Raw genomic sequence first — 25,911 nt, forward strand, 5'->3', positions numbered from 1 at the left:
CGTAGCATCGGCGGCCGACACACACTTTTACGCATCGGCGCGCCGCAACGTCGCAGGAAGAAAGCAAAAAGGCCAAGCATCGAGCCTGGCCTTTCTGCTAACAGCTGGAAACGGAATTTATTCCGCTTCTTGCACTTCTTCCGCTTCTTCGACTTCCGGGCGATCCATCAACTGGACCAGCGCCATCGGGGCGTTGTCGCCGACGCGGAAACCGAACTTCAGGATGCTGAGGTAGCCGCCCGGACGGTTCGCGTAGCGCGGGCCGAGGACGTCGAACAGCTTCGCGACGGAATCACGATCGCGCAGGCGGTTGAACGCCAGACGGCGGTTCGCGAGCGACGGCTTCTTGCCGAGCGTGATGAGGGGCTCGACGACCTTGCGCAGTTCCTTGGCCTTCGGCAGCGTCGTCTTGATGACTTCGTGCTCGATGAGCGAATTGGACATATTGCGGAGCATTGCCAGACGATGGCTGCTCGTGCGGTTCAGTTTCCGCAGACCATGCTTATGACGCATTTTCAGTTCCTTTAACGAGTTTTGATCCAGCTCTTCTATTGCGCCCTACATCAGCGCACGGGCCGGTCGAAAATAAAGCAAGACGCGGATTTTAAAGCAGAATCCGCGTCTTTGCAAAGTTACGCAGCGACTTCGTCTATTACTTGTCGAGACCAGCCGGCGGCCAGTTTTCGAGCTTCATACCCAGCGTCAGACCGCGCGAAGCGAGCACTTCCTTGATTTCGTTCAGCGACTTGCGGCCCAGGTTCGGCGTCTTCAGCAGTTCGTTTTCCGTGCGCTGGATCAGATCGCCGATGTAATAGATGTTCTCGGCCTTCAGGCAGTTCGCGGAACGAACCGTGAGTTCGAGGTCATCCACCGGACGCAGGAGGATCGGATCGATCTGCGGCGCGCGCGACGGCGCTTCCGCTGCCGCTTCGGTGCCTTCGAGCGCGGCGAACACCGACAACTGGTCGACCAGAATACGAGCCGACTGGCGAATCGCTTCTTCCGGCGAAATCACGCCGTTGGTCTCGATGTTCATCACGAGCTTGTCGAGGTCGGTACGCTGTTCGACGCGCGCGCTTTCCACCGCATAACTCACGCGGCGAACCGGCGAGAACGACGCGTCCAGCACGATGCGGCCAATGATCTTCGCCGACTCTTCACCGTAACGACGCACGTTGCCCGGCACATAGCCGCGGCCCTTTTCGATCTTGATCTGAACGTCGAGCTTGCCGCCCTTCGACAGGTGTGCGACTACGTGCTCCGGGTTGATCACCTCGCAGTCGTGCGCGAGTTCGATATCGCCGGCCGTCACGAGCCCTTCGCCTTCCTTGCGCAGCGTCACCGTGACTTCATCGCGGTTGTGCAGCTTGAAGACGACGCCCTTCAGGTTCAACAGCAGGTTGACCACATCCTCTTGCACACCATCGAGCGTCGAGTATTCATGCACGACGCCTGCGATCGTCACTTCGGTCGGCGCGTAGCCGATCATCGACGACAGCAGCACGCGCCGAAGCGCGTTACCCAAGGTGTGGCCATAGCCGCGTTCGAACGGCTCCATAACCACCTTCGCATGGTTTTCACCAAGCGATTCAACTGCAATGATCTTGGGCTTCAACAAACTGGTTTGCATAGGTTTTCCTTTTCAATACCCTCGGCTCGTTACACCGATAAGGCTGACCGGTAACAACCTGAAAATAAACAGCCGAGGCCACCCCTTGCCACGAGCAATCAGGCTCCCCGGCTGTTAATCCATTACCGCCGCGATTAACGCGAATACAATTCGACGATCAGGCTTTCGTTGATGTCGCCAGCGATGTCGCTACGCTCCGGCATCGACTTGAACGTGCCTTCGAACTTCTTCGCGTCGACCGACACCCAGCTCGGCATTCCGCCTTGCTCGGCCAGCGACAGGGCTTCGACGATACGAGCCTGCTTGCGCGACTGCTCGCGCACGGACACGACGTCGCCCGACTTCACTTGCATCGACGGAATGTTCACGACTTGGCCGTTCACCATGATCGACTTGTGGCTCACGAGCTGACGCGCTTCGGCGCGCGTCGAGCCGAAGCCCATGCGATAGACGACGTTGTCGAGACGCGATTCGAGCAATTGCAGCAGGTTTTCGCCCGTCGGACCCTTGCGGCGGTCGGCTTCAGCGAAGTAGCGGCGGAACTGACGCTCCAGCACGCCGTAGATACGCTTCACTTTCTGCTTCTCGCGCAACTGGGTGCCGTAGTCGGACGTACGCGCGCCCGAGGTGCGGCCGTGCTGGCCGGGCTTGCTGTCGAGCTTGCACTTGTCAGCGAGGGAGCGGCGTGCGCTCTTCAGGAACAGATCGGTGCCTTCACGGCGGGACAGTTTTGCTTTGGGACCGGTATAGCGTGCCACTTTGCATCCTTAAATATTGATCACGCACACTTTCGTCTGCGCTAGTCCGAACCCCTTGGGCCGAACGGTGGGCTTAGTCAAAACTTCATAACGCACGAAACCCGCCGATACTTTCGCATCGACAGGAAAACGTGCGGTCGCGTCGTCGGACTTTAGATACGACGGCGCTTCGGCGGACGGCAGCCGTTGTGCGGGACCGGCGTCACGTCGGAGATCGCGGTGATCTTGATGCCAAGACCATGCAGCGCGCGCACCGCCGATTCGCGGCCAGGACCGGGGCCCTTGATCCGCACTTCGAGGTTCTTCACGCCGTATTCCAATGCCACGCGGCCAGCCGATTCGGCTGCGACCTGAGCTGCAAACGGCGTCGACTTACGCGAGCCCTTGAAGCCCTGACCACCCGAGGTCGCCCATGCCAGCGCGTTACCTTGACGGTCAGTGATCGTGATAATGGTGTTGTTGAACGACGCGTGAACGTGAACCACGCCCTCGGCGACGTTCTTCTTGACCTTCTTGCGAACGCGTTGCGCCGCGGAGTTGTTCGAAGCCTTAGCCATTACGTTTTCCTGTAACTGTCAGTTCCGCTTACTTCTTCAGCGATTGCGCTGCACGACGCGGACCCTTACGGGTACGGGCATTCGTGCGCGTACGCTGGCCACGCAGGGGCAGACCCTTGCGATGGCGCATGCCGCGGTAGCAACCCAAGTCCATCAGGCGCTTGATATTCATCGTCACTTCACGACGCAGGTCGCCTTCGACGATGAACTTGCCCACTTCGTCACGCAGCTTTTCGAGGTCTGCGTCAGTGAGGTCCTTGACCTTCTTCGAAAATTCCACACCAGCTGCCGTGCAAATGCCGCGGGAACGCGTGCGACCGATGCCGAAGATTGCCGTAAGGCCGATCTCGGTATGCTGGTGATTCGGGATGTTAACCCCTGCGATACGAGCCATTGTTTTTCCTCAAACAAAAAGCGCAAGCAAAAGCGCGGCGTTCAGCCTTGACGCTGTTTGTGGCGCGGATCAGAGCTGCAAATCACGCGCACAACGCCCTTGCGCTTGATGATCTTGCAATTGCGGCAAATGCGCTTAACCGATGCCATCACTTTCATGATATTACCCTTTTTTCAAATCACTTCGCCCGGAACACGATCCGTGCACGAGACAGATCGTAAGGCGTCAATTCAACCGTAACCTTGTCGCCCGGCAGGATGCGGATGTAGTGCATCCGCATCTTTCCGGAGATATGTCCCAGGACGACATGGCCATTTTCCAATTTCACCCGGAAAGTAGCGTTGGGAAGGTTTTCGATGACCTCACCCTGCATCTGGATAACATCGTCTTTGGCCATAGTCCTTATTAACGCATCGGGACGTTGCCACCCTTGAAGTTTGCCTTCTTGAGCAGCGATTCATATTGTTGCGACATAACGTACGACTGCACCTGAGCCATGAAGTCCATCGTGACGACGACAATGATCAGCAGCGACGTTCCACCAAAATAAAACGGCACGTTCCAGCGCAACACCAGAAACTCAGGCAGCAGGCACACGAATACGATGTAGATCGCACCAGCCAGCGTGAGACGCGTCAGGATGCGGTCGATATATCGTGCAGTCTGATCGCCCGGACGGATACCCGGAACGAAAGCACCGCTCTTCTTCAAGTTGTCGGCGGTCTCTCGGCTGTTGAACACCAGTGCGGTGTAGAAGAAGCAGAAGAAAACGATCGCCAACGCATACAGCAGCACGTACACGGGCTGACCGGGCTTCAGCGCCTCGGCCACGTTGTGCAGCGTGTTCGCGAACCAGTTGGTGCGCGTACCCGAACTGAACCAGTTCAGGATGGTTGCCGGGAAGAGAATGATCGACGATGCGAAGATCGGCGGAATCACACCCGACATGTTCAGCTTCAGCGGCAGATGAGATGACTGTCCGCCGTAAATCTTGTTACCGACCTGGCGCTTCGCGTAGTTCACGAGGATCTTGCGTTGACCGCGTTCGATGAACACGACCAGATACGTGACCGCCGCGATCAACACGACGATGATGATCGCCGAGATGATGCTCATCGAACCGGTGCGAACCAGCTCGAACAGGCCACCGATTGCGTTCGGGAAGCCCGCCGCGATACCACCGAAGATGATGATCGAGATGCCGTTGCCGAGACCGCGCTCCGTGATCTGCTCACCGAGCCACATCAGGAACATCGTGCCCGTCACCAGCGTGACGACCGTCGTCAGCCGGAACACCATGCCGGGGTCCAGCACCAAAGCCGGCTGATTTTCCAGCGCAACCGCGATACCGAACGCCTGGAAGGTCGCCAGAACCACCGTAAAGATACGCGTGTACTGCGTGATCTTCCGTTGTCCCGCTTGCCCTTCCTTCTTCAACGCCTCCATCTGCGGCGACACGATCGACAGCAACTGCATGATGATCGACGCCGAAATGTAGGGCATGATGCCCAGTGCAAAGATCGTGAATCGCGACAGCGCGCCACCCGAGAACATGTTGAACATGCCCAGGATGCCGCCTGACTGGCTTTGGAACAGCTTGGCCAGTTGATCCGGATCGATGCCGGGTACCGGAATATGCGCACCAATGCGGTAGACGATCAGCGCCAGCAGCAGGAACACTGCACGCCGACGCAGATCGCCGAATTTCGCCGCGCTTCGACCGGTTTTTGCGAGACTCGGGCTGTTAGCCAAGTACCTTCTCCGATGCTAGTGCTAGTAACGGCGAAAGCGCGTTACTCGGCGAACGAGCCGCCAGCGGCTTCGATTGCCTCACGGGCGCCCTTCGTTGCCGTCAGGCCCTTCACCGTGACCTTGCGCGTAATCTCGCCGGTCTTGATGATCTTTGCGCTCTTGATGAGTTCGCCGACCAGACCCGCTTGCTTCAGCGCCAACAGATCGATTTCGTCGACCGGCAGCTTTTCCAGATCAGAGAGGCGCACTTCACCGACGAATTCCTTCGTCAGCGAGGTAAAGCCACGCTTCGGCAGACGACGCTGCAGAGGCATCTGACCGCCTTCGAAGCCGACCTTGTGAAAGCCGCCCGAACGCGATTTCTGACCCTTATGGCCGCGGCCGGCGGTCTTGCCGAGGCCCGAACCAATACCGCGACCGACGCGACGCTTAGCGTGCTTCGCGCCTTCTGCCGGCTTCAGGTTATTCAATTCCATGTTCAACTCCTTGGATCCTAGGGTCAGCCGCTTAGCTGATGACCTTAACGAGGTACGAAACCTTGTTGATCATCCCGCGCACTGCCGGCGTGTCCTGCAACTCGGAGACCGAGTTGAGGCGGCGCAGGCCGAGGCCACGCACCGTCGCCCGGTGCGTTTCGCGGGTCCCGATCAGACTCTTGACGAGCTGAACCTTGACAGTTTTTTCAGACATGGTGACCACCTTAGCCCAGAATGTCTTCGACGGACTTACCACGCTTCGCCGCGATGTCGGCCGGGGTCGACTGCTTGCGCAGACCGTCCAGCGTTGCGCGAACGAGGTTGTACGGGTTCGTCGAACCGTGGCTCTTGGCCACAACGTTTTGCACGCCCATCACGTCGAACACTGCGCGCATCGGGCCGCCAGCGATCACGCCGGTACCGTCCTTCGCCGGAGCGAGGAGGACCGCCGATGCGCCGTGCTTGCCGTGCACTTCGTGTTGCAGCGTGCCGTTCTTCAGGGGCACCTTGAACATGTTGCGGCGGGCCTGTTCCATTGCCTTTTGAACGGCGACCGGAACTTCCTTGGCCTTGCCCTTGCCCATGCCGATCCGGCCGTCACCGTCGCCAACCACGGTCAGTGCGGCGAAGCCGAGAATCCGGCCACCCTTCACGACCTTGGTCACGCGGTTGACCGAAATCATCTTTTCGCGCAGGCCGTCGTCGCGTTCGTCAGCCTGAACTTTCGCTTGCATCTTTGCCATGACGAATTCTTCCCTTAGAACTTGAGCCCGGCTTCACGCGCCGCATCAGCCAGCGCCTTCACGCGGCCGTGGTAGCGGAAACCCGAGCGGTCAAAGGCGACGGATTCGATGCCGGCAGCCTTGGCCTTTTCGGCGATACGCTTGCCGATCAGGGTCGCAGCATTGACGTTGCCGCCCTTGCCCGACTTGTCGGCGAGTTCAGCGCGCACTTCAGCTTCGAGCGTCGAGGCGCTAGCCACGACTTTCGTACCGCATGCCGAGAACACTTGCGCGTAGATATGCGTATTCGTGCGATGCACGGCCAGACGCGGAACCTGCAGCTCAGCGATCTTGATACGCGTCTGACGAGCGCGGCGCAGGCGAGATTGAGTCTTATCCATGATTGCGCACCCTTACTTCTTCTTCGTTTCTTTGAGGATCACGACCTCGTCGGAATAGCGCACGCCTTTGCCCTTGTACGGCTCAGGCGGACGATAGCCGCGCACTTCTGCTGCGGTCTGTCCGACTTTCTGCTTGTCGATCCCCTTGATCACGATTTCGGTCTGCGACGGGGTTTCAGCCTTGACGCCTTCCGGCATCTGGTGCACCACGGGGTGCGAGAAACCCAGCGACAGGTTCAGCTTGTCGCCTTGCGCTTGCGCACGATAACCAACGCCAACCAGCGTCAGCTTGCGCTCGAAACCCTTGGTGACGCCCTGCACCATGTTCGCCACCAGGGCGCGCATCGTGCCGGACATCGCGTTCGCTTCACGACTTTCGTCGGCCGGAGCGAGTTTCAACGTGCCGTTGTCGTTCGTCACGGTCACCAGCTTGTTGGCCGGTTGCGAGATCGTGCCGAGCGGGCCCTTAACGGTGATGACGTCGCCCTTGATGGCCACTTCGGCGCCTTGCGGCAGCGCGATCGGGCTTTTACCTACTCGAGACATGTTTCTTCTCCTTAGGCGTTAAGCGACGTAGCAGATGACTTCACCGCCGACGCCGTTCTGGCGCGCCTTGCGGTCGGTCATCACACCCTTCGGCGTCGACACGATTGCAACGCCGAGGCCATTCATGACCTGCGGAATGTCGTTGCGACCGCGGTACACGCGCAGACCAGGCTTCGAGACGCGCTCGAGGCGCTCGATCACCGGACGGCCAGCGTAGTACTTCAACGCGATGTTCAATTCGATCTTCGCGCCTTCAGCTTTCACTGCGAAGTCGTCGATATAACCTTCGTCCTTCAAAACCTGCGCAATCGCAACCTTGACTTTCGACGAGGGCATAGTCACCGAAACCTTCTCGACCATCTGCGCATTGCGGATGCGAGTCAGCATATCGGCGATAGGATCACTCATGCTCATTTATGTTTCTCCTATTACCAGCTCGCCTTGGTCAGGCCAGGGATTTCGCCGCGGAAAGCGATTTCACGAATCTTGCCGCGTGCGAGTCCGAACTTACGGAACGTGCCACGCGGGCGACCCGTGATCGCGCAGCGGTTACGCTTGCGAGTGGGGTTCGAGTTACGCGGCAGTTGTTGCAGCGCCAGACGCGCGAAGTAACGCTCTTCGTCCGACTTGCTTGCGTCATCGATCACAGCCTTCAGCTCAGCACGCTTCGGAGCGTACTTGGCTGCCAGGCGCGCGCGCTTCTTTTCACGTTCGATCAGTGCCAGTTTAGCCACGGTAACCTCAGTTTCTGAACGGGAACTTGAAGCCGGCGAGCAGCGCCTTTGCTTCGTCGTCAGTCTTCGCGGTGGTCGTGATGCTGATGTTCAGCCCACGCAGCGCGTCGATCTTGTCGTAGTCGATTTCGGGGAAAATGATCTGCTCTTTCACACCGATGTTGTAGTTGCCACGACCGTCGAATGCACGGCCCGACACGCCACGGAAGTCGCGCACACGCGGGAGCGCAACGGTCACGAAACGGTCGAGGAATTCGTACATCGCTTGGCCGCGCAGCGTGACCATCGCGCCGATCGGGTAGCCCTGACGAATCTTGAAGCCTGCGATTGCCTTGCGCGCCTTCGTGATGACCGGCTTCTGGCCAGCGATCTTCGTCAGGTCGCCCACGGCGTTTTCGATGATCTTCTTGTCGGCGACGGCTTCGCCAAGACCCATGTTCAGGGTGATCTTGGTGATGCGCGGCACTTCCATGACAGACTTGTAGCCGAACTTTTCGACGAGTTGCGGCACAACCTTTTCTTTATAAATCTCTTGCAGACGAGCCATTTTTTAACTCCGCGTCAGGCGTTAAGCGTGGCGCCGGTCGACTTCAAGAAGCGAACCTTCTTTCCGTCTTCGACCTTGATGCCCACACGCGATGCCTTGCCATTCGCGTCGACCAATGCGACGTTCGAAATATGCAGCGGCATCGTTTTGGCTTCCACACCGCCCGTCGTACCCTTCATCGGGTTCGGCTTCACGTGCTTCTTGACGAGGTTGATGCCCTCGACCGTGACACGGTCTTCCGCAACGGCCAGCACGGTACCGCGCTTGCCCTTGTCCTTGCCGGTGATGACGATGACTTCGTCACCCTTGCGAATCTTGTTCATCGCGACTCCTTACAGCACTTCCGGCGCGAGCGAAACGATCTTCATGAATCGTTCGCTACGCAGTTCACGCGTAACCGGCCCGAAAATACGCGTGCCGATCGGCTCGAGCTTCGTATTCAACAGAACGGCGGCATTGCCGTCGAACTTGATGAGCGAGCCATCCTGGCGACGCACGCCCTTGGCCGTACGAACGACCACGGCGTTGTAAATTTCGCCCTTCTTCACGCGTCCGCGCGGCGTCGCTTCCTTGACGGTCACCTTGATGATGTCGCCAATGCTAGCGTAACGACGCTTCGAACCGCCGAGCACCTTGATGCACATGACTTCACGCGCACCCGTGTTGTCGGCCACTTCAAGCCGAGTTTCGGTCTGGATCATGGTTTATCTTTCCCAACTTAATCCGGTCGCACCACCATGGCACAGCCGGTCAGTCTTGGTCCCGTCAGCCAACTGGCTGCTTGGGTTAGAACAGGCAGCGAGGGCAGACGAAACCCGCCATCGCAATCCGGTGAATCTGTCGACTCAGGCTGGCGCCCGAACCGGCTTCCCCCACCAGTTTCGCCCGCGACGGGGCTCCCACAAAGAGGGAAGACCGAGATTATAACAAATAATCTCGGTCTTGCAAGCGAAACTTACTGCGACACGATTTGCTACTGCATCGTGGTACTGCTACTTCGGCTTTAGATCACGCGAGCCGCTTCAACAAGCTTCGACACAACCCAAGCCTTCGTCTTCGAAATCGGACGGGTTTCCTGGATTTCGACGAGATCGCCTTCGTTGTACGTGTTCGCGTCGTCATGCGCGTGGTACTTCTTGGAGCGCACGACGTACTTGCCGTAGATCGGATGCTTCACGCGGTGCTCGACCAGAACGGTGACCGTCTTGTCCATCTTGTTGCTGACGACCTTGCCGACCAGCGTCCGCTTGAGCGAGGTTTTTACGCTATCGTTCATTTCTGGTTCGCCTTCTCAGTCAGGACGGTGCGCACACGTGCGATGTCGCGACGGACCTTCTTCAGCTGGCTCGTGTTCGTGAGCTGCTGGGTCGCGAGTTGCATACGCAAGCCAAATTGCGCCTTCAGCAGGTCCGACAGCTCTTTGTTGAGCGCGGCCTGGTCTTTCTGGTGAAGTTCAGATGCCTTCATCATTTACTCCTTAGGCGCCGAGCTGACGAACGACGAAGTTCGTCTTGAGCGGCAGCTTGGCTGCAGCCAGACGGAACGCTTCGCGCGCCAGTTCTTCGGAGACACCGTCCATTTCGTACAGCATCTTGCCCGGTTGAATTTCAGCGACGTAGTACTCCGGGTTACCCTTACCGTTACCCATACGCACTTCGGCCGGCTTCTGCGAAATCGGCTTGTCCGGGAAAATACGGATCCAGATCCGGCCGCCACGCTTGATGTGACGCGTCATTGCACGACGCGCCGCTTCGATTTGACGCGCGGTCAAACGGCCGCGACCGATAGCCTTCAGACCGTATTCACCGAACGACACTGCGTTGCCGCGCGTCGCCTTGCCGGTGTTACGACCTTTCTGCTCTTTGCGATACTTTCTGCGTTTCGGTTGCAGCATCGTTATTCTCCAGTCTTCGCGTCACCGCCAGCGCGACGGGGTGCACCACGACGCGCACCAGCCGGAGCGCCTTCACCGTCACGGCGCGGACGGCGATCGCCACCCGGACGTGCGTTGCGGCGCGGACGCTTTTCTTCCGCCACTTCTTCCACCACCGGCGCTTCGTTACGGCCCAGCGTGTCGCCCTTGTAGACCCACACCTTCACGCCGATGATGCCGTACGTGGTCTTCGCTTCCGACGTCGCGTAGTCGATATCCGCACGCAGCGTATGGAGGGGCACGCGACCTTCGCGATACCACTCGGTACGAGCGATTTCGATACCGTTCAGGCGGCCCGCGCTCATGATCTTGATGCCCTGGGCGCCAAGACGCATCGCGTTCTGCATCGCGCGCTTCATCGCGCGGCGGAACATGATCCGGCGCTCGAGCTGTTGCGTGATGGAGTCAGCGATCAGCTGAGCATCGGTTTCCGGCTTGCGGATCTCTTCGATGTTGACGTGAACCGGAACGCCCATGCGCTTCTGCAGTTCAGCCTTCAGCGATTCGATGTCCTCGCCCTTCTTGCCTATGACAACGCCCGGACGCGAGCTGTAAATCGTGATGCGCGCGTTCTTCGCCGGACGCTCGATGACGACGCGACCGACCGAAGCGTTCTTCAGCTTCTTCTTCAGGTATTCACGAACACCGATGTCTTCCTGCAACATCGCCGCGAAATTGTTGTTGTTCGCATACCAGCGCGAAGCCCAATTACGGCTGACGGCCAAACGGAAGCCAGTCGGATGAATTTTCTGTCCCATCGTATGGCTCCTTAATTCCCGACCGTCACAGTGATGTGACAGGATTGCTTCTCGATGCGGTTACCGCGACCCTTTGCGCGTGCGGTGAAACGCTTCAGCGAAGCAGCCTTGTCGACGTAGATGCTCGTGATCTTGAGCTCGTCGATATCGGCGCCTTCGTTGTGTTCCGCATTCGCGATCGCAGACAGCACGACCTTCTTGACGATACCCGCCGCCTTCTTCGGCGAGAACGTCAGAACGTTCAGCGCCTTGTCGACCGGCAAACCACGAATCTGGTCAGCCACAAGGCGCGTTTTCTGCGCCGAGATGCGGGCACCGCGATGAATTGCTTTCACTTCCATCTTGATAGCCCCTTATTTCTTGGCCTTCTTGTCGGCCGCGTGACCCTTGAACGTACGGGTCAGTGCGAACTCGCCAAGCTTGTGGCCGACCATGTTTTCCGTGACGTACACCGGAACGTGTTGACGGCCGTTGTGAACAGCGATCGTCAGACCGATGAAGTCCGGCAGAATCGTCGAACGACGCGACCAGGTCTTGATCGGCTTCTTGTCACGCGTCGATGCAGCCGCCTCAACCTTCTTCAGCAAATGAGCGTCGCAGAACGGACCTTTTTTAGCAGAACGTGTCATTGCCTACTCCTTAACGCTTGTGACGGCGCTGGACGATCATCGTCGTCGTGCGCTTGTTGCTGCGGGTGCGATAGCCCTTCGTCGGCGTGCCCCACGGGCTCACCGGATCGCGACCTGCTGCCGTGCGGCCTTCACCACCACCGTGCGGGTGATCGATCGGGTTCATTGCAACACCGCGCACCGTCGGACGGATACCGCGCCAGCGGTTTGCACCAGCCTTACCGATTTGACGGAGGCTATGCTCTTCGTTACCCACTTCGCCGATCGTCGCGCGGCACTCGACGTGCACGCGGCGGATTTCGCCCGAACGCAGACGCACTTGAGCGTAGACGCCTTCGCGAGCCAGCAGCATCGCCGACGTACCGGCCGAACGTGCGATTTGCGCACCCTTGCCCGGAAGCATTTCGATGCAGTGGATCGTGGTACCGACCGGGATGTTGCGGATCGGCAGGGTGTTGCCTGCGCGGATCGGCGCTTCCGAACCGGACATCAGCTGCGCGCCAACGGCCACGCCCTTCGGCGCGATGATGTAGCGACGCTCGCCGTCTGCGTACAGAACCAGCGCGATGTTCGCGCTACGGTTCGGGTCGTACTCGAGACGCTCGACCTTCGCCGGAATGCCGTCCTTGTTGCGACGGAAATCGACGATACGATAGTGCTGCTTGTGACCACCACCCTGGTGACGCGTGGTGATACGGCCGTTGTTGTTACGGCCCGCCGACTTGGATTGCGAGTCGAGCAGCGCCGCGTGCGGCTTGCCCTTGTGCAGATCCTTGTTGACGATCTTGACCATCGCGCGGCGACCCGGCGAGGTCGGCTTAACTTTCACGATTGCCATGATTACTTGGCCTCCGCTTCAAAGTTGATTTCCTGGCCGGGCTTCAGGCAGACGTACGCCTTCTTCACGTCCTTGCGCTTGCCGTTGAAGCGGCCAAAGCGCTTTGCCTTGCCCTTCGTGACGAGCACGTTGACGGAATTGACTTCGACCTTGAACAGCAGCTCGACAGCAGCCTTTACTTCCTGCTTCGTGGCGTCCGGCGCGACTTCGAACACGACTTGTTCGTTCTTTTCGGCAACCAGCGTCGCCTTTTCGGAGATCACCGGCGCGAGCAGAACTTGCATCAAACGATGATCGTTTTTGCGAACTTCGCTCATGACAGCAACTCCTCGATCTGAGCGACCGCAGCCTTCGTGATCAGAATCTTCTTGAAGTAGATCAGCGAGAGCGGGTCGGCGTAACGCGGCTCGACAACCGCCACGTGGGCCAGGTTGCGCGACGCGAGGTACAGGTTCTCGTCGACCGTATCGGTAATCACCAACACGGATTCGAGACCCATCGCCTTGAATTTTTCGGCCAACAGCTTGGTCTTCGGGGCTTCGAGCGCGAGGTCTTCGACCACGGCGATGCGGCCTTCGCGAGCCAGCTGCGAGAAGATCGAGCAGAGGCCTGCACGATGCATCTTCTTGTTGACCTTGTGCGAGAAGTTTTCTTCCGGCGAGTTCGGGAAAATGCGACCACCGCCACGCCACAACGGGCTCGACGACATACCGGCACGAGCGCGGCCCGTACCCTTCTGACGCCACGGCTTCTTGGTGGTGTGCTTGACCTGCTCGCGGTCCTTCTGCGCGCGGTTACCGCTACGTGCGTTCGCCTGATAAGCGACGACGACCTGGTGAATCAGGGCTTCGTTGTAATCGCGACCGAACACGACGTCCGATGCGTTCACGCCAGCGCCTTCCTGACCATTGGCATTCAGGAGCTTAAGTTCCATTATTTCGCTCCTTTCACAGCACGCGTCTTGACGGCCGGGGTCACGAAGACCTTGCCGCCCTTCGCACCCGGAACAGCACCGCGGACGAGCAGAAGATTACGCTCAGCGTCGATGCGGGCGATTTCGAGATTTTGAACCGTGACGGTGACGTCACCGAGGTGACCCGTCATGCGCTTACCCGGAAACACGCGACCCGGATCCTGCGCCATACCGATCGAACCCGGGACGTTGTGCGAACGCGAGTTACCGTGCGTTGCCCGGCCCGAGGCGAAGTTGTAGCGCTTGATCGTGCCGGCATAACCCTTACCGATCGACGTGCCTTGCACGTCAACCTTCTGGCCGACTTCGAAGATGTCCGTACCGATAACGGCGCCGTTCGACAGTTCGCCTGCCTTGGCCGTTTCGATATGGAATTCCTTGAGGATTTCACCGGCTTGAACGCCGGCTTTGGCGAGATGACCCGCCAGAGGCTTCGTCACGCGAGACGCGCGGCGAGCACCGAATGCAACCTGAACGGCGGTATAACCATCCGTTTCAACGGTCTTGATCTGCGTCACGCGGTTGTCCGACACGTCCAGCACGGTGACGGGGATCGAATCCCCTTCAGGCGTGAAGATACGGGTCATGCCAACCTTGCGACCTACGAGTCCAAGGCTCATCGTTTTCTCCATTCCCAACTGCGATTGGTCGGGGCTGATTTACAAATGCCGGCTTCGTTACGAGAAACTGGGGCGGCTTTCTTGCGTCTTTTTCGTGCGCATAGGCGCGAAAAGCCTTGGAGTATAACAAGGCTTTTCGAATCCCGCAAGCAATCAAAGACTTAGCACCTTCCGACGCGCCAGGAAGCGCGCCGGACATGCTTTTGGGATTTACTGCAGCTTGATCTCGACGTCGACGCCAGCCGGCAGATCGAGCTTCATCAACGCGTCGACGGTCTTGTCCGTCGGATCGACGATGTCCATCAGGCGCTGGTGGGTACGGATTTCGAGCTGGTCGCGCGAGGTCTTGTTGACGTGCGGCGAACGCAGGATGTCAAAACGCTGAATACGCGTGGGCAGCGGCACCGGGCCACGGACGATCGCGCCAGTCCGCTTCGCCGTATCGACGATTTCGGCTGCCGATTGATCGATCAGACGATAGTCGAAAGCCTTCAGACGAATGCGGATTTTCTGGTTTTGCATGACGATTCCTTGAAAAGAGCGAGGCGGTGTTGCACCGCACATTAGGCAAAAGAGCGTGGAACCGGACACTCGCTGAGGGCGAGCACCCGGCTCCAATCTGTACTTCAGTACTGCAACTTCAAATCGAGCGAATCGGAGATTTTACTCGATAATCTTTGCAACGACACCGGCGCCGACGGTACGGCCACCTTCGCGGATGGCGAAGCGCAGACCTTCTTCCATGGCGATCGGGGCGATCAGCTTGACCGTGATCGACACGTTGTCGCCCGGCATCACCATTTCCTTGTCCTTCGGCAGCTCGATCGAGCCCGTCACGTCCGTCGTACGGAAGTAGAACTGCGGACGGTAGTTGTTGAAGAACGGCGTGTGACGGCCGCCTTCGTCCTTGCTCAGCACGTACACTTCAGCCGTGAAGTGCGTGTGCGGCGTGATCGAACCCGGCTTGGCCAGAACCTGGCCGCGCTCCACGTCTTCACGCTTCGTGCCGCGCAGCAGGATACCGACGTTGTCGCCCGCCTGACCTTGGTCGAGCAGCTTGCGGAACATTTCCACGCCCGTGCAGGTCGTCTTCACCGTCGGCTTGATACCGACGATTTCGATTTCCTCGCCGACCTTGACCACACCGCGCTCGACGCGGCCCGTCACCACCGTGCCGCGACCCGAGATCGAGAACACGTCTTCCACCGGCATCAGGAACGAACCGTCAACTGCGCGCTCCGGCGTCGGGATGTACGAATCCAGCGCGTCGGCCAGGTTCATGATCGCCACTTCGCCCAGCTCGCCCTTGTCGCCTTCCAGCGCCAGCTTGGCCGAACCCTTGATGATCGGGGTGTCGTCGCCCGGGAAGTCGTACTTCGACAGAAGCTCACGCACTTCCATTTCGACGAGTTCGAGCAGCTCGGCGTCGTCCACCATGTCGCACTTGTTCAGGAACACGATGATGTACGGCACGCCAACCTGACGGGCCAGCAGGATGTGCTCACGCGTTTGCGGCATCGGGCCGTCAGCGGCCGAGCACACCAGGATGGCGCCGTCCATCTGCGCCGCGCCCGTGATCATGTTCTTCACATAGTCAGCGTGGCCCGGGCAGTCGACGTGTGCGTAGTGGCGGTTAGCCGTTTCGTACTCGACGTGCGCGGTGTTGATCGTGATACCACGCGCCTTTTCTTCCGGCGCCGCGTCGATCTGGTCGTACGCCTTCGCCTCGCCGCCGAACTTCTGCGTGAGAACCGTCGTGATCGCTGCCGTCAGCGTGGTCTTGCCGTGGTCAACGTGACCGATCGTACCCACGTTCACGTGCGGCTTGGTCCGCTCGAATTTACCTTTTGCCATGATTACCTTCTTTCAAAGTTTGGTTATCGGTTAAAGCTTGTGGCTTGCGCCGAATTACTTGCTTTTCGCGTTGATGATCGCGTCGGCGACGTTACGCGGAGCTTCGGCGTAGTGCTTGAACTCCATCGTGTACGTGGCGCGGCCTTGTGTCAGCGAACGCAGCGACGTCGAGTAGCCGAACATTTCCGACAGCGGCACTTCAGCGCGGACGATCTTGCCGCCGCCGACCATGTCTTCCATGCCCTGCACGATACCGCGACGGCCCGACAGGTCGCCCATCACGTTACCCATGTAGTCTTCCGGCGTTTCGACTTCCACAGCCATCATCGGTTCGAGGATGACCGGGCTCGCCTTGCGCATTGCTTCCTTGAAGGCCATCGAGCCGGCCATGCGGAACGCGTTTTCGTTCGAGTCCACGTCGTGATACGAACCGAACGTCAGGTGAACCTTCACGTCGACCACCGGGAAGCCCGCCAGCACGCCCGACTTCAGCGTTTCCTGGATACCCTTGTCCACGGCCGGGATGTATTCGCGCGGAATCACGCCGCCCTTGATCTCGTCCAGGAACTCGTAGCCCTTGCCCTGCTCGTTCGGCTCGAGCGTGATGACCGCGTGACCGTACTGGCCGCGACCACCCGACTGCTTGACGAACTTGCCGTCAACATCTGCAGCCGTCGTGCGAATGGTTTCGCGATACGCAACCTGCGGCTTGCCGACCGTTGCTTCCACGTTGAACTCGCGCTTCATGCGGTCGACGAGAATTTCGAGGTGGAGCTCGCCCATGCCCGAGATGATCGTCTGGCCCGATTCCTCGTCCGTTTGAACGCGGAAAGACGGGTCTTCCTGCGCGAGACGGTTCAGCGCCAGGCCCATCTTCTCCTGGTCAGCCTTGGTCTTCGGCTCCACAGCCTGCGAAATCACCGGCTCCGGGAAAATCATGCGTTCGAGCACGATCGGGTGCTGCGGATCGCACAGCGTGTCGCCGGTGGTCGCTTCCTTCAGGCCGACGGCCGCCGCAATGTCGCCCGCGCGCACTTCCTTGATTTCTTCGCGCTGGTTCGCGTGCATCTGCAGAATACGGCCCAGACGTTCCTTCTTGTCCTTGGTCGCGTTCAGCACGGTGTCACCGGAATTCACGACGCCAGAGTACACGCGGAAGAAGATCAGCTGACCGACAAACGGGTCCGTCATGATCTTGAACGCCAGCGCGGAGAACTTCTCGTCGTCGGCAGCACGGCGCTCGGCCTTCTCGCCGCTTTCGAGTTCGCCCGTAACCGGCGGAATGTCGACCGGCGACGGCAGGAAGTCGATCACAGCGTCGAGCATGCGCTGCACGCCCTTGTTCTTGAACGCGGTGCCGCAGAGCATCGGCTGGATTTCGCACGCGATCGTCCGGTCGCGGATCGCCTTGACGATTTCCGCTTCGGTCAGCTCTTCGCCGCCGAGATACTTTTCCATCAGCTCTTCGCTGGCTTCGGCAGCCGACTCGATCATCTTCTCGCGCCACTCGTTGCACGTATCGACGAGTTCAGCGGGAATCTCGACGTAGTCGAACTTCGTGCCCTGGGACGCTTCGTCCCAAATGATCGCCTTCATCTTCAGGAGATCAACCACGCCCTTGAAGTTTTCTTCCGAGCCGATCGGCACCACGACGGGAACCGGGTTCGCCTTCAGGCGGTTCTTCAACTGGTCGTAGACCTTGAAGAAGTTCGCGCCGGTACGGTCCATCTTGTTGACGAACGCGAGACGGGGAACCTTGTACTTATTAGCCTGACGCCACACGGTTTCCGACTGCGGCTGCACGCCGCCCACTGCACAGTAGACCATGCACGCGCCGTCGAGAACGCGCATCGAGCGCTCCACTTCGATCGTGAAGTCGACGTGCCCCGGGGTGTCGATGATGTTGATGCGGTGCTCGGGATAGTTGCCGCCCATGCCCTTCCAGAAGGCCGTAGTAGCAGCCGACGTGATGGTGATGCCGCGCTCCTGCTCCTGCTCCATCCAGTCCATCGTTGCTGCGCCGTCGTGAACTTCACCGATCTTGTGATTCACGCCCGTGTAGAACAGGATGCGCTCGGTCGTCGTCGTTTTGCCGGCGTCGATGTGAGCGCTGATACCGATATTGCGGTAGCGCTCGATAGGTGTCTTGCGAGCCACTTTCGATCCTTTTTCGGTCGACGCGCCTGCGAATGCGAGCGCGCCCTAACACAAACGGGCGAGGCGCCTGGAGTAGCGCACCCGCCCTGATTTTTCCGTTTGCTCTACGAGCGGGAGCTTAGAAACGGAAGTGCGAGAATGCCTTGTTGGCCTCTGCCATGCGGTGAACTTCATCGCGCTTCTTCATCGCGCCGCCACGGCCTTCAGCCGCTTCGGAGAGTTCACCTGCCAGGCGCAGGGCCATCGACTTTTCGCTGCGCTTCTTCGCGGCTTCACGCAACCAACGCATCGCCAATGCCATACGACGCGAGGGACGCACTTCGACCGGAACCTGATAGTTGGCACCACCAACGCGACGGCTCTTCACTTCGACCACCGGCTTCACGTTGTTGAGCGCAACCGTGAACACTTCCAGCGGGTCCTTGCCACCCTTGGTCTGGATCTGTTCAAAAGCGCCGTACACGATACGCTCGGCAACCGACTTCTTGCCGGAGAGCATCAGCACGTTCATGAACTTGGCTACATCTACGTTACCGAACTTCGGATCCGGCAACACTTCCCGCTTGGGGACTTCGCGACGACGCGGCATGATTCTTCCTTTACTTTTTCAGTTGGAGCTGATTCTCAACTCCGCGGCCACCAACAAACCCGATCCATCTATTCGACTAAACCAGCTTGGCCGGGTGACCACTTACTCGACAGCACCGGCGCTTCCGGCACCACCGCCTTAACCGCCTTGCGGCGACCTGATTCCTGATTCTTACTTCCGACCGCGACTTACTTGCCGGCCTTCGCGCGCTTCGCACCGTACTTCGAGCGAGCTTGCTTACGATCCTTGACGCCCTGGGTATCCAGCGAGCCGCGAACCATGTGGTAACGCACACCCGGCAAGTCCTTCACACGGCCGCCGCGGATCAGCACAACCGAGTGCTCTTGCAGGTTGTGGCCTTCACCGCCGATGTACGAAATGACTTCGAAGCCGTTCGTCAGACGAACCTTGGCGACTTTACGGAGTGCCGAGTTCGGCTTCTTCGGCGTCGTGGTGTACACGCGAGTGCACACGCCACGACGCTGAGGGCAGTCCTGCAGGGCCGGCGACTTGCTTTTCGTCGTTTCCGACGCGCGGCCTTTGCGAACCAGTTGATTGATGGTTGGCATTGTTTAATCCTAAAAATGAACAAAATCCGCGAAACTCTTTCGGGCAAAGCGAAAAGAGCTACGCGTTTGACTATCTCGCCGATGAATTCCGCCATTCACACCCGGCGCTGAGCCAGGCCCAAAGTCGGACCGCGAACGAGAACCAAGCATGATATTCCGAAAATCGCAATCGGGTCAATAGGTTGCGATGATTTCGAGGCTTTTCGCAAGCCAGACATCAGTCGGAGCCGACAACGGCGAGCAATTCGTCGCCGAAGCGCTCCAACTTGCGCACGCCGATCCCGGGAATGTGGCGCAGATCGTCGATCGTGTCGGGATCGCTGCGGACGATCTCGGCGAGCGTGGCATCGTGGAAGATGACGTAGGCCGGCACGCCGTCGCTCTTCGCGGTCTCTGCGCGCCAGGCGCGCAGGCGCTCCCAACGCGCCCTTTCGCGTGCCGACATGCCGGCGGTCGGATCCGCGCGTTCACCAGTACGGCTGGAGGACTGGCGCGCCCGAGTCGGCTTCACATACTTGCGCAGCGTGACTTGCTCTTCGCCCTTCAGCACGGGCTTGCTGGCGTCGGTCAGCACGAGCGCGCCGAAACCGTCGTGATCGACAGCGAGATAGCCGAACGCGACGAGTTGCCGGAACACGGCGCGCCATTCGGGTTCGGAGAGCGCGGCGCCGACGCCGAAGGTCGATATCTTCTCGTGTCCGCGCTGCAGGACTTTCTCACTGCGGGTACCACGAAGGATGTCGATGAGATGGCCCGCGCCGAAATGGAACCCGCTCGCTTTCTGCGCACGATACACGCACGACAGCGCCATTTGCGCTTCGCGGGTGGCATCGAATGACGCGGGCGGCTCGAGACATGTATCGCAGTTGCCGCACGGCTTGCTCGTCTCGCCAAAATACGCGAGGAGGCGCACGCGACGACAGGACGCCGCCTCACACAGACCCAGCAAGGCATCGAGCTTGCCGCTCTGCACGCGCTTGTGTGCGTCGTCAGCCTCGGATTCGTCGATCATCTTGCGCTGTTGCACGACGTCGCCCAGCCCGTACGCCATCCATGCGTTCGCCGGCAGACCGTCGCGGCCGGCGCGGCCCGTCTCCTGGTAATAGCCTTCGACGCTCTTGGGCAAATCCAGATGCGCGACGAAGCGGACATCCGGTTTATCGATGCCCATGCCGAACGCGATCGTCGCGCACATGACGATGCCTTCCTCGCGCTGAAACATCTCCTGATGCTTCTGGCGCGTCTCGAACTCCATGCCCGCGTGGTAAGGCAGCGCGCGGATGCCCTGGCCTTTCAGCCAGTCCGCGGTTTCTTCGACTTTCCGCCGCGACAGGCAATACACGACGCCCGCATCGGTCGTGCCGTCCTTGTTCGTATGCTCGGCGCGGATGAAATCGAGCAGTTGCGAACGCGCGTTGTCCTTCTCGACGATCCGATAGCGAATGTTCGGCCGATCGAAGCTGGAAACGAATATGCGCGCATCGTCCAGCGCGAGCCGATGGACGATCTCATCGCGCGTGATCGCATCGGCAGTCGCGGTGAGCGCGATCCGCGGCACATCCGGAAACCGCTCGTGCAGCACGGAAAGCTGGATGTACTCAGGACGGAAATCGTGCCCCCATTGCGACACGCAATGCGCTTCGTCGATGGCGAAAAGTCCGACGCGCGCGCGCTCGAGCAGTTCGAGAAAGCGCGGCGTCATCAGGCGTTCGGGTGCGACGTAAAGGAGATCGATGTCGCCTTCGCGCAGCGCCCGCTCGGTGGCCGCGGCCTCCGCGCCCGACAAAGTCGAATTCAGATATGCGGCGCGCACGCCGACTTCCGTCAGAGCCGCGACCTGGTCCTGCATCAGCGCGATCAATGGCGACACCACGATACCCGCGCCGAGCCCGGCCTCGCTGCGCACGAGCGAGGGAATCTGGTAGCACAGCGACTTGCCGCCGCCCGTCGGCATCAGCACGAGCGAATCGCCGCCGTTCGCGACATGCTCGACGATCTCCGCCTGTTGTCCGCGAAATGCGGGATAGCCGAAGATTTCGTTGAGTATTTCGAGCGACCGAGCCATGGAAGAGGGATGTGCACTGCAACGTGAGAGATAACGAATTCTACCAACGCATCCGCGCGCGCCGAGGCGCAGGAATATGTTGTTAGCCGAATGGCAGAGGCAAAAAAAAACCGCTCAGCCGAAGCTGAGCGGTTCGTGGCTACTACAGCGAAAGACGCTTACTCGTTGGTATGCGGCTGCTGCTCCGCTGCCGGGGTTTCCGGCGTACCAAAGTCGAATGCCTCTTCGGCCGCGATCTGGTCGAAACGCTCGCGATCCGACGACTCCTTCGCCTTGCGTGCCTTGTGGAACGCGAGACCCGTACCAGCCGGAATCAGACGGCCGACGATCACGTTTTCCTTCAGGCCACGCAGATCATCGCGCTTGCCCATGATCGCCGCTTCGGTCAGCACGCGGGTCGTTTCCTGGAACGATGCCGCCGAGATGAACGAGTCGGTCGACAGCGATGCCTTCGTGATACCGAGCAGCACGTTGTCGTACGTCGCCGGACGCTTGTCTTCCGCGATCATCTTGTCGTTCTCGTCCAGCATGTCCGAACGTTCGACCTGCTCGCCCGGAATGAAGCGCGTATCGCCGTTGTCGACGATCTGCACACGACGCAGCATCTGACGCACGATCACTTCGATGTGCTTGTCGTTGATCTTCACGCCCTGCAGACGGTACACGTCCTGCACTTCGTCCACGATGTAGCGCGACAACGCCTCGATACCCTGCAGACGCAGGATGTCGTGCGGATCGGCAGGACCGTCGACGATCATTTCGCCCTTGTTGACGACCTGACCATCGTGCACCAGCACCTGCTTTTCCTTCGCGATCAGGAACTCGTGCTGATTGCCCTCGAGATCCGTGATGACGAGACGCTGCTTGCCCTTCGTGTCCTTACCGAACGACGTCGTGCCCGTGACTTCCGCGAGAATACCCGCGTCCTTCGGCGAGCGCGCTTCGAACAGTTCGGCCACGCGCGGCAGACCACCGGTAATGTCACGCGTCTTCTGCGCTTCAACCGGGATACGCGCCAGCACTTCACCGACCTGCACTTGCTGACCATCCTTCACGGTGATCAGTGCGCCGACCTGGAAGCCGATCTGCACCGAATGCTCGGTGTTCGGGATCTTCACTTCCTCGCCGTTCGCGTCGAGCAGTTTCACCTGCGGGCGCACGCTCTTCGACGCTTGCGAGCCGCGACGCTTCACGTCGATCACGACCAGGGTCGAAAGACCAGTCACGTCGTCGATCTGCTTCGCAACGGTCACGCCTTCCTCGACGTTTTCGAACTTCACCGTACCGCCCCACTCGGTGATGATCGGACGCGTCAGCGGATCCCATTGAGCCAGTTGCGCACCGGCCTTGATCTGCGCGCCGTCGAGTTGCAGCAGCGTCGCGCCGTACGGAACCTTGTGACGCTCACGCTCGCGACCGAAGTCGTCCGCGATGATCGCCTCGCCCGAACGCGAGATGACGACCTGCTCGCCCTTCGCGTTGGTGACGTAACGCATCGTCGCCGTGAAGCGCACCGTACCGTTCGACTTCGCTTCGACCGTCGAAGCAACCGCCGCACGCGATGCCGCACCACCGATGTGGAACGTACGCATCGTCAGCTGCGTGCCCGGCTCACCGATCGACTGCGCAGCGATCACGCCCACTGCCTCACCGACGTTCACGCGCGAACCGCGGCCGAGGTCACGGCCGTAGCACGCGGCGCACAGGCCATAGCGCGTTTCGCAGGTCAGCGGCGTGCGCACGCGCACTTCGTCGATGCCGAGGCGTTCGATTTCCTCGACCGCGTCTTCGTCGAGCAGATCGCCCGACGCGTACAGCGTTTCCTGCGTTTCCGGATTGACGACGTCCGCCACCGCGACACGACCGAGAATACGGTCACGCAGCGCTTCGACGACTTCACCGCCTTCGACCAACGCCTTCATCGCCACGCCGTTCGAGGTGCCGCAATCGTCTTCGACGACGACCAAGTCCTGCGTCACATCGACGAGACGACGCGTCAGGTAGCCCGAGTTCGCAGTCTTCAGTGCCGTATCCGCCAGACCCTTACGAGCGCCGTGCGTCGAGATGAAGTACTGCAACACGTTCAGACCTTCGCGGAAGTTCGCGGTGATCGGCGTCTCGATAATCGAGCCGTCCGGCTTCGCCATCAGGCCGCGCATACCCGCGAGCTGACGAATCTGCACCGCGGAACCACGAGCGCCCGAGTCGGCCATCATGTAGATGGAGTTGAACGACTCCTGCTTCGTTTCGTTGCCGTCACGGTCGGTGACGGGTTCCGTCGCGAGCTGCTCCATCATCGCCTTGCCGACGCTTTCCGACGTCGCCGACCAGATGTCGACCACGTTGTTATAGCGTTCCTGCGCGGTGACGAGACCCGACATGTACTGACGGTCGTACTCCTTCACCTTCTTCGCAGCGTCGCCGACGATCGTCTCTTTCTGCGGCGGCACGAGCATGTCGTCCACGCAGATCGAGATACCGGCGCGCGTTGCGAGGCGGAAGCCCATCTGCATCAGCTGGTCGGCGAAGATCACCGTCTCGCGCAGACCGCACTTGCGGAACGCCGTGTTGATCAGGCGCGAGATTTCCTTCTTCTTCAGCGGCTTGTTCAGCACCGAGAACGGCAGACCCGGCGGCAGAATCTCCGACAGGATCGAACGGCCGACCGTGGTCGCGTACAGCGAGATCTTCGGCACGAACGCCGGCGCGCCTTCGCTCGTGTCCTCGTTCGCCACCATTTCGGTGATACGCACGTTGACGCGCGAAGCCAGCTCGACTTCCTTGTTTTCGTACGCGCGGATCACCTCCGACACGCCCGTGAACGTCATGCCTTCGCCCTTGCCGTTGATCGCTTCACGCGACGCGTAGTAAAGGCCCAGCACGATATCCTGCGACGGCACGATCGACGGATCGCCGTTCGCCGGGAACAGGACGTTGTTCGACGCCAGCATCAGCGTGCGCGCTTCCATCTGCGCTTCGAGCGACAGCGGCACGTGAACGGCCATCTGGTCACCGTCGAAGTCGGCGTTGAACGCCGCGCAGACGAGCGGGTGCAGCTGAATCGCCTTGCCTTCGATCAGCACGGGCTCGAACGCCTGAATACCGAGACGGTGAAGCGTAGGCGCACGGTTCAGCATCACCGGATGCTCGCGGATCACCTCTTCGAGGATGTCCCACACCACCGGCGTCTGGTTCTCGACTTCCTTCTTCGCGGCCTTGATGGTCGTCGCGACGCCCATCACTTCCAGCTTGTTGAAGATGAAAGGCTTGAACAGTTCGAGCGCCATCAGCTTCGGCAGACCGCACTGATGCAGCTTGAGCGTCGGACCCACCACGATCACCGAACGGCCGGAGTAGTCGACGCGCTTACCGAGCAGGTTCTGACGGAAACGACCGCCCTTACCCTTGATCATGTCGGCGAGCGACTTCAGCGGACGCTTGTTCGCGCCGGTCATCGCCTTGCCGCGACGGCCGTTGTCGAGCAGCGAATCGACGGCTTCCTGCAGCATCCGCTTTTCGTTGCGGACGATGATTTCAGGCGCCTTCAGTTCGAGCAGACGCTTCAACCGGTTGTTACGGTTGATCACGCGGCGATACAGGTCGTTCAGATCCGACGTCGCGAAACGGCCGCCATCCAGCGGCACCAGCGGACGCAGTTCCGGCGGCAGCACCGGCAGCACTTCGAGCACCATCCAGTCAGGCTTGATGCCCGAGCGTTGGAAAGCCTCGAGCACCTTCAGGCGCTTCGCGTACTTCTTGATCTTCGCTTCCGAACCCGTGTTCTTGAGTTCGGTGCGCAGCATTTCGACCTGTTCGTCGATGTTGATCGCGCGCAGCAGCTCGCGAACGCCTTCCGCACCCATTTCGGCACGGAATTCGTCACCGTACTCTTCGACCTTGTTGTAGTAATCCTCTTCCGTCATGATCTGCCGCGCTTTCAGCGGCGTCATGCCCGGATCGATCACCACATAGGCTTCGAAGTACAGCACGCGCTCGATGTCGCGCAGCGTCATGTCGAGCACCATGCCCAGACGCGACGGCAACGACTTCAGGAACCAGATGTGCGCAACCGGCGAGGCCAGTTCGATGTGGCCCATCCGCTCACGACGCACCTTCGCCAGCGTCACTTCGACGCCGCACTTCTCGCAGATCACGCCGCGGTGCTTCAGGCGCTTGTACTTGCCGCAAAGGCATTCGTAGTCCTTGATCGGACCAAAAATCTTCGCGCAGAACAGACCATCCCGCTCCGGCTTGAACGTGCGGTAGTTGATGGTCTCAGGCTTCTTCACTTCGCCGAACGACCAAGAACGAATCTTGTCGGGCGACGCGAGGCCGATCTTGATCGCATCAAAAACTTCTTCTTGTTGGACTTGCTTGAATAGATCGAGCAGAGCTTTCATTGCTTTCTC

General features: G+C 59.8%; 35 protein-coding genes. All 35 read right to left on the reverse strand.

Annotation, left to right across the window (positions count from 1 at the left end):
* Positions 1–117: 117 nt before the first annotated feature.
* The 35 genes from rplQ to rpoC all read right to left on the reverse strand — a co-directional run bounded on the left by rplQ (position 118) and on the right by rpoC (position 25,902).
* The gene (gene rplQ / locus NCT32_RS12610; RefSeq protein WP_061120218.1) at positions 118–513 is read right to left on the reverse strand and encodes a 50S ribosomal protein L17; all 396 of its coding nucleotides are present in this window, start codon (positions 511–513) and stop codon (positions 118–120) included.
* 139 nt (positions 514–652) lie between these two features.
* Positions 653–1,630, reverse strand: a complete 978-nt coding sequence (locus NCT32_RS12615) for a DNA-directed RNA polymerase subunit alpha (RefSeq protein WP_014192467.1) — start codon at positions 1,628–1,630, stop codon at positions 653–655.
* A gap of 134 nt (positions 1,631–1,764) precedes the next feature.
* Positions 1,765–2,388 carry a 30S ribosomal protein S4 gene (gene rpsD, locus NCT32_RS12620; RefSeq protein WP_061120219.1) on the reverse strand — a complete coding sequence of 208 codons (624 nt, stop codon included), beginning with the start codon at positions 2,386–2,388 and terminating at the stop codon, positions 1,765–1,767.
* A 152-nt stretch (positions 2,389–2,540) separates the two neighbouring features.
* Positions 2,541–2,945 (reverse strand): 30S ribosomal protein S11, encoded by a 405-nt coding sequence (gene rpsK / locus NCT32_RS12625; RefSeq protein ID WP_035506748.1) that lies wholly within the window; start codon positions 2,943–2,945, stop codon positions 2,541–2,543.
* Between the two features lie 28 nt (positions 2,946–2,973).
* Positions 2,974–3,339 carry a 30S ribosomal protein S13 gene (gene rpsM / locus NCT32_RS12630; RefSeq protein ID WP_008344037.1) on the reverse strand — a complete coding sequence of 122 codons (366 nt, stop codon included), beginning with the start codon at positions 3,337–3,339 and terminating at the stop codon, positions 2,974–2,976.
* 41 nt (positions 3,340–3,380) lie between these two features.
* Positions 3,381–3,497 carry a 50S ribosomal protein L36 gene (gene rpmJ, locus NCT32_RS12635; RefSeq protein ID WP_004199844.1) on the reverse strand — a complete coding sequence of 39 codons (117 nt, stop codon included), beginning with the start codon at positions 3,495–3,497 and terminating at the stop codon, positions 3,381–3,383.
* 20 nt (positions 3,498–3,517) lie between these two features.
* Positions 3,518–3,736, reverse strand: a complete 219-nt coding sequence (gene infA, locus NCT32_RS12640) for a translation initiation factor IF-1 (RefSeq protein WP_004521905.1) — start codon at positions 3,734–3,736, stop codon at positions 3,518–3,520.
* A gap of 8 nt (positions 3,737–3,744) precedes the next feature.
* Positions 3,745–5,091 (reverse strand): preprotein translocase subunit SecY, encoded by a 1,347-nt coding sequence (gene secY, locus NCT32_RS12645; RefSeq protein WP_008343935.1) that lies wholly within the window; start codon positions 5,089–5,091, stop codon positions 3,745–3,747.
* 41 nt (positions 5,092–5,132) lie between these two features.
* Positions 5,133–5,567: a 50S ribosomal protein L15 gene (gene rplO, locus NCT32_RS12650; RefSeq protein WP_035506750.1), complete on the reverse strand. Its 435-nt coding sequence runs from the start codon at positions 5,565–5,567 to the stop codon at positions 5,133–5,135.
* A 31-nt stretch (positions 5,568–5,598) separates the two neighbouring features.
* Positions 5,599–5,781, reverse strand: coding sequence for a 50S ribosomal protein L30 (gene rpmD, locus NCT32_RS12655; RefSeq protein WP_006052220.1), 183 nt, complete (start codon positions 5,779–5,781; stop codon positions 5,599–5,601).
* Positions 5,782–5,791: 10 nt separating this feature from the next.
* Complete coding sequence (gene rpsE / locus NCT32_RS12660) at positions 5,792–6,310, reverse strand: 30S ribosomal protein S5 (RefSeq protein ID WP_008343875.1); 519 nt, start codon at positions 6,308–6,310, stop codon at positions 5,792–5,794.
* Between the two features lie 14 nt (positions 6,311–6,324).
* Positions 6,325–6,690, reverse strand: coding sequence for a 50S ribosomal protein L18 (gene rplR / locus NCT32_RS12665; protein WP_008343872.1), 366 nt, complete (start codon positions 6,688–6,690; stop codon positions 6,325–6,327).
* A gap of 12 nt (positions 6,691–6,702) precedes the next feature.
* Complete coding sequence (gene rplF / locus NCT32_RS12670) at positions 6,703–7,236, reverse strand: 50S ribosomal protein L6 (RefSeq protein WP_061120221.1); 534 nt, start codon at positions 7,234–7,236, stop codon at positions 6,703–6,705.
* Between the two features lie 18 nt (positions 7,237–7,254).
* Positions 7,255–7,650, reverse strand: a complete 396-nt coding sequence (rpsH, locus tag NCT32_RS12675; protein WP_035506756.1) for a 30S ribosomal protein S8 — start codon at positions 7,648–7,650, stop codon at positions 7,255–7,257.
* 14 nt (positions 7,651–7,664) lie between these two features.
* A complete protein-coding gene (gene rpsN, locus NCT32_RS12680; RefSeq protein WP_016346471.1) occupies positions 7,665–7,970 on the reverse strand; it encodes a 30S ribosomal protein S14 in 306 nt (101 codons plus the stop codon).
* Between the two features lie 7 nt (positions 7,971–7,977).
* Positions 7,978–8,517, reverse strand: a complete 540-nt coding sequence (gene rplE / locus NCT32_RS12685) for a 50S ribosomal protein L5 (RefSeq protein ID WP_016346472.1) — start codon at positions 8,515–8,517, stop codon at positions 7,978–7,980.
* Positions 8,518–8,531: 14 nt separating this feature from the next.
* Entirely contained in the window at positions 8,532–8,840 is a 309-nt protein-coding gene (gene rplX / locus NCT32_RS12690; protein ID WP_061120222.1) for a 50S ribosomal protein L24, read from the reverse strand.
* A gap of 9 nt (positions 8,841–8,849) precedes the next feature.
* Entirely contained in the window at positions 8,850–9,218 is a 369-nt protein-coding gene (gene rplN / locus NCT32_RS12695; protein WP_006998478.1) for a 50S ribosomal protein L14, read from the reverse strand.
* A 302-nt stretch (positions 9,219–9,520) separates the two neighbouring features.
* Entirely contained in the window at positions 9,521–9,793 is a 273-nt protein-coding gene (gene rpsQ / locus NCT32_RS12700; protein WP_008343854.1) for a 30S ribosomal protein S17, read from the reverse strand.
* Positions 9,790–9,984, reverse strand: coding sequence for a 50S ribosomal protein L29 (gene rpmC, locus NCT32_RS12705; RefSeq protein ID WP_007180130.1), 195 nt, complete (start codon positions 9,982–9,984; stop codon positions 9,790–9,792). The genes rpsQ and rpmC overlap by 4 nt, the downstream gene beginning before the upstream one ends.
* 10 nt (positions 9,985–9,994) lie before the next feature.
* On the reverse strand, positions 9,995–10,411 hold the full coding sequence (rplP, locus tag NCT32_RS12710) for a 50S ribosomal protein L16 (protein WP_008343852.1): 417 nt from the start codon (positions 10,409–10,411) through the stop codon (positions 9,995–9,997).
* Positions 10,412–10,413: 2 nt separating this feature from the next.
* Positions 10,414–11,208, reverse strand: coding sequence for a 30S ribosomal protein S3 (rpsC, locus tag NCT32_RS12715; RefSeq protein ID WP_035506762.1), 795 nt, complete (start codon positions 11,206–11,208; stop codon positions 10,414–10,416).
* Positions 11,209–11,219: 11 nt separating this feature from the next.
* Positions 11,220–11,549, reverse strand: coding sequence for a 50S ribosomal protein L22 (gene rplV, locus NCT32_RS12720; RefSeq protein WP_007730533.1), 330 nt, complete (start codon positions 11,547–11,549; stop codon positions 11,220–11,222).
* 12 nt (positions 11,550–11,561) lie between these two features.
* A complete protein-coding gene (gene rpsS, locus NCT32_RS12725; RefSeq protein WP_008343850.1) occupies positions 11,562–11,837 on the reverse strand; it encodes a 30S ribosomal protein S19 in 276 nt (91 codons plus the stop codon).
* 10 nt (positions 11,838–11,847) lie between these two features.
* Positions 11,848–12,675: a 50S ribosomal protein L2 gene (gene rplB / locus NCT32_RS12730; protein ID WP_061120223.1), complete on the reverse strand. Its 828-nt coding sequence runs from the start codon at positions 12,673–12,675 to the stop codon at positions 11,848–11,850.
* Positions 12,676–12,677: 2 nt separating this feature from the next.
* Positions 12,678–12,992: a 50S ribosomal protein L23 gene (gene rplW / locus NCT32_RS12735; RefSeq protein ID WP_250490384.1), complete on the reverse strand. Its 315-nt coding sequence runs from the start codon at positions 12,990–12,992 to the stop codon at positions 12,678–12,680.
* Entirely contained in the window at positions 12,989–13,609 is a 621-nt protein-coding gene (gene rplD / locus NCT32_RS12740) for a 50S ribosomal protein L4 (protein WP_061120224.1), read from the reverse strand. The genes rplW and rplD overlap by 4 nt, the downstream gene beginning before the upstream one ends.
* The gene (gene rplC, locus NCT32_RS12745; RefSeq protein ID WP_061120237.1) at positions 13,609–14,268 is read right to left on the reverse strand and encodes a 50S ribosomal protein L3; all 660 of its coding nucleotides are present in this window, start codon (positions 14,266–14,268) and stop codon (positions 13,609–13,611) included. Before rplC ends, rplD begins: the two co-directional genes overlap by 1 nt.
* Positions 14,269–14,478: 210 nt before the next feature.
* A complete protein-coding gene (gene rpsJ / locus NCT32_RS12750) occupies positions 14,479–14,790 on the reverse strand; it encodes a 30S ribosomal protein S10 (RefSeq protein ID WP_006998489.1) in 312 nt (103 codons plus the stop codon).
* A gap of 141 nt (positions 14,791–14,931) precedes the next feature.
* Entirely contained in the window at positions 14,932–16,122 is a 1,191-nt protein-coding gene (gene tuf / locus NCT32_RS12755; protein WP_061120225.1) for an elongation factor Tu, read from the reverse strand.
* 54 nt (positions 16,123–16,176) lie between these two features.
* Entirely contained in the window at positions 16,177–18,279 is a 2,103-nt protein-coding gene (gene fusA, locus NCT32_RS12760; protein WP_061120226.1) for an elongation factor G, read from the reverse strand.
* Between the two features lie 118 nt (positions 18,280–18,397).
* Positions 18,398–18,868, reverse strand: coding sequence for a 30S ribosomal protein S7 (gene rpsG / locus NCT32_RS12765; protein WP_006053291.1), 471 nt, complete (start codon positions 18,866–18,868; stop codon positions 18,398–18,400).
* A gap of 188 nt (positions 18,869–19,056) precedes the next feature.
* Positions 19,057–19,437, reverse strand: a complete 381-nt coding sequence (gene rpsL / locus NCT32_RS12770; RefSeq protein WP_006998493.1) for a 30S ribosomal protein S12 — start codon at positions 19,435–19,437, stop codon at positions 19,057–19,059.
* Between the two features lie 217 nt (positions 19,438–19,654).
* On the reverse strand, positions 19,655–21,502 hold the full coding sequence (recQ, locus tag NCT32_RS12775; RefSeq protein ID WP_061120227.1) for a DNA helicase RecQ: 1,848 nt from the start codon (positions 21,500–21,502) through the stop codon (positions 19,655–19,657).
* A gap of 158 nt (positions 21,503–21,660) precedes the next feature.
* On the reverse strand, positions 21,661–25,902 hold the full coding sequence (rpoC, locus tag NCT32_RS12780; RefSeq protein ID WP_061120228.1) for a DNA-directed RNA polymerase subunit beta': 4,242 nt from the start codon (positions 25,900–25,902) through the stop codon (positions 21,661–21,663).
* Positions 25,903–25,911: the final 9 nt, after the last annotated feature.

It is taken from the genome of Caballeronia sp. INML2 (genome assembly GCF_023631365.1).
Taxonomy (GTDB): Bacteria; Pseudomonadota; Gammaproteobacteria; order Burkholderiales; family Burkholderiaceae; genus Caballeronia; species Caballeronia turbans.

Excerpts from the sequence above, each read along its gene's own strand:
- rpmJ (WP_004199844.1), bottom strand. The coding sequence starts at position 3,497 with ATGAAAGTGATGGCATCGGTTAAGCGCATTTGCCGCAATTGCAAGATC.
- rpsC (WP_035506762.1), bottom strand. The coding sequence starts at position 11,208 with ATGGGACAGAAAATTCATCCGACTGGCTTCCGTTTGGCCGTCAGCCGT.
- rplV (WP_007730533.1), bottom strand. The coding sequence starts at position 11,549 with ATGGAAGTGAAAGCAATTCATCGCGGTGCCCGCATCTCGGCGCAGAAA.
- NCT32_RS12615 (WP_014192467.1), bottom strand. The coding sequence starts at position 1,630 with ATGCAAACCAGTTTGTTGAAGCCCAAGATCATTGCAGTTGAATCGCTT.
- rpsK (WP_035506748.1), bottom strand. The coding sequence starts at position 2,945 with ATGGCTAAGGCTTCGAACAACTCCGCGGCGCAACGCGTTCGCAAGAAG.
- rplD (WP_061120224.1), bottom strand. The coding sequence starts at position 13,609 with ATGGAACTTAAGCTCCTGAATGCCAATGGTCAGGAAGGCGCTGGCGTG.
- rpsE (WP_008343875.1), bottom strand. The coding sequence starts at position 6,310 with ATGGCAAAGATGCAAGCGAAAGTTCAGGCTGACGAACGCGACGACGGC.
- rplW (WP_250490384.1), bottom strand. The coding sequence starts at position 12,992 with ATGAGCGAAGTTCGCAAAAACGATCATCGTTTGATGCAAGTTCTGCTC.
- rpsG (WP_006053291.1), bottom strand. The coding sequence starts at position 18,868 with ATGCCGCGTCGTCGCGAAGTCCCCAAGCGGGAAGTGTTGCCGGATCCG.
- rpsS (WP_008343850.1), bottom strand. The coding sequence starts at position 11,837 with ATGACACGTTCTGCTAAAAAAGGTCCGTTCTGCGACGCTCATTTGCTG.
- rplO (WP_035506750.1), bottom strand. The coding sequence starts at position 5,567 with ATGGAATTGAATAACCTGAAGCCGGCAGAAGGCGCGAAGCACGCTAAG.
- rplB (WP_061120223.1), bottom strand. The coding sequence starts at position 12,675 with ATGGCAATCGTGAAAGTTAAGCCGACCTCGCCGGGTCGCCGCGCGATG.
- rplE (WP_016346472.1), bottom strand. The coding sequence starts at position 8,517 with ATGGCTCGTCTGCAAGAGATTTATAAAGAAAAGGTTGTGCCGCAACTC.
- rpmD (WP_006052220.1), bottom strand. The coding sequence starts at position 5,781 with ATGTCTGAAAAAACTGTCAAGGTTCAGCTCGTCAAGAGTCTGATCGGG.
- rplQ (WP_061120218.1), bottom strand. The coding sequence starts at position 513 with ATGCGTCATAAGCATGGTCTGCGGAAACTGAACCGCACGAGCAGCCAT.
- rpsL (WP_006998493.1), bottom strand. The coding sequence starts at position 19,437 with ATGCCAACCATCAATCAACTGGTTCGCAAAGGCCGCGCGTCGGAAACG.
- rpsH (WP_035506756.1), bottom strand. The coding sequence starts at position 7,650 with ATGAGCATGAGTGATCCTATCGCCGATATGCTGACTCGCATCCGCAAT.
- rplC (WP_061120237.1), bottom strand. The coding sequence starts at position 14,268 with ATGAGCCTTGGACTCGTAGGTCGCAAGGTTGGCATGACCCGTATCTTC.
- rpsJ (WP_006998489.1), bottom strand. The coding sequence starts at position 14,790 with ATGCAAAACCAGAAAATCCGCATTCGTCTGAAGGCTTTCGACTATCGT.
- rplP (WP_008343852.1), bottom strand. The coding sequence starts at position 10,411 with ATGCTGCAACCGAAACGCAGAAAGTATCGCAAAGAGCAGAAAGGTCGT.
- tuf (WP_061120225.1), bottom strand. The coding sequence starts at position 16,122 with ATGGCAAAAGGTAAATTCGAGCGGACCAAGCCGCACGTGAACGTGGGT.
- infA (WP_004521905.1), bottom strand. The coding sequence starts at position 3,736 with ATGGCCAAAGACGATGTTATCCAGATGCAGGGTGAGGTCATCGAAAAC.
- rpsQ (WP_008343854.1), bottom strand. The coding sequence starts at position 9,793 with ATGAACGATAGCGTAAAAACCTCGCTCAAGCGGACGCTGGTCGGCAAG.
- rplN (WP_006998478.1), bottom strand. The coding sequence starts at position 9,218 with ATGATCCAGACCGAAACTCGGCTTGAAGTGGCCGACAACACGGGTGCG.
- recQ (WP_061120227.1), bottom strand. The coding sequence starts at position 21,502 with ATGGCTCGGTCGCTCGAAATACTCAACGAAATCTTCGGCTATCCCGCA.
- rpmC (WP_007180130.1), bottom strand. The coding sequence starts at position 9,984 with ATGAAGGCATCTGAACTTCACCAGAAAGACCAGGCCGCGCTCAACAAA.
- rplR (WP_008343872.1), bottom strand. The coding sequence starts at position 6,690 with ATGGATAAGACTCAATCTCGCCTGCGCCGCGCTCGTCAGACGCGTATC.
- rplF (WP_061120221.1), bottom strand. The coding sequence starts at position 7,236 with ATGTCTCGAGTAGGTAAAAGCCCGATCGCGCTGCCGCAAGGCGCCGAA.
- rpoC (WP_061120228.1), bottom strand. The coding sequence starts at position 25,902 with ATGAAAGCTCTGCTCGATCTATTCAAGCAAGTCCAACAAGAAGAAGTT.
- rpsM (WP_008344037.1), bottom strand. The coding sequence starts at position 3,339 with ATGGCTCGTATCGCAGGGGTTAACATCCCGAATCACCAGCATACCGAG.
- rplX (WP_061120222.1), bottom strand. The coding sequence starts at position 8,840 with ATGAACAAGATTCGCAAGGGTGACGAAGTCATCGTCATCACCGGCAAG.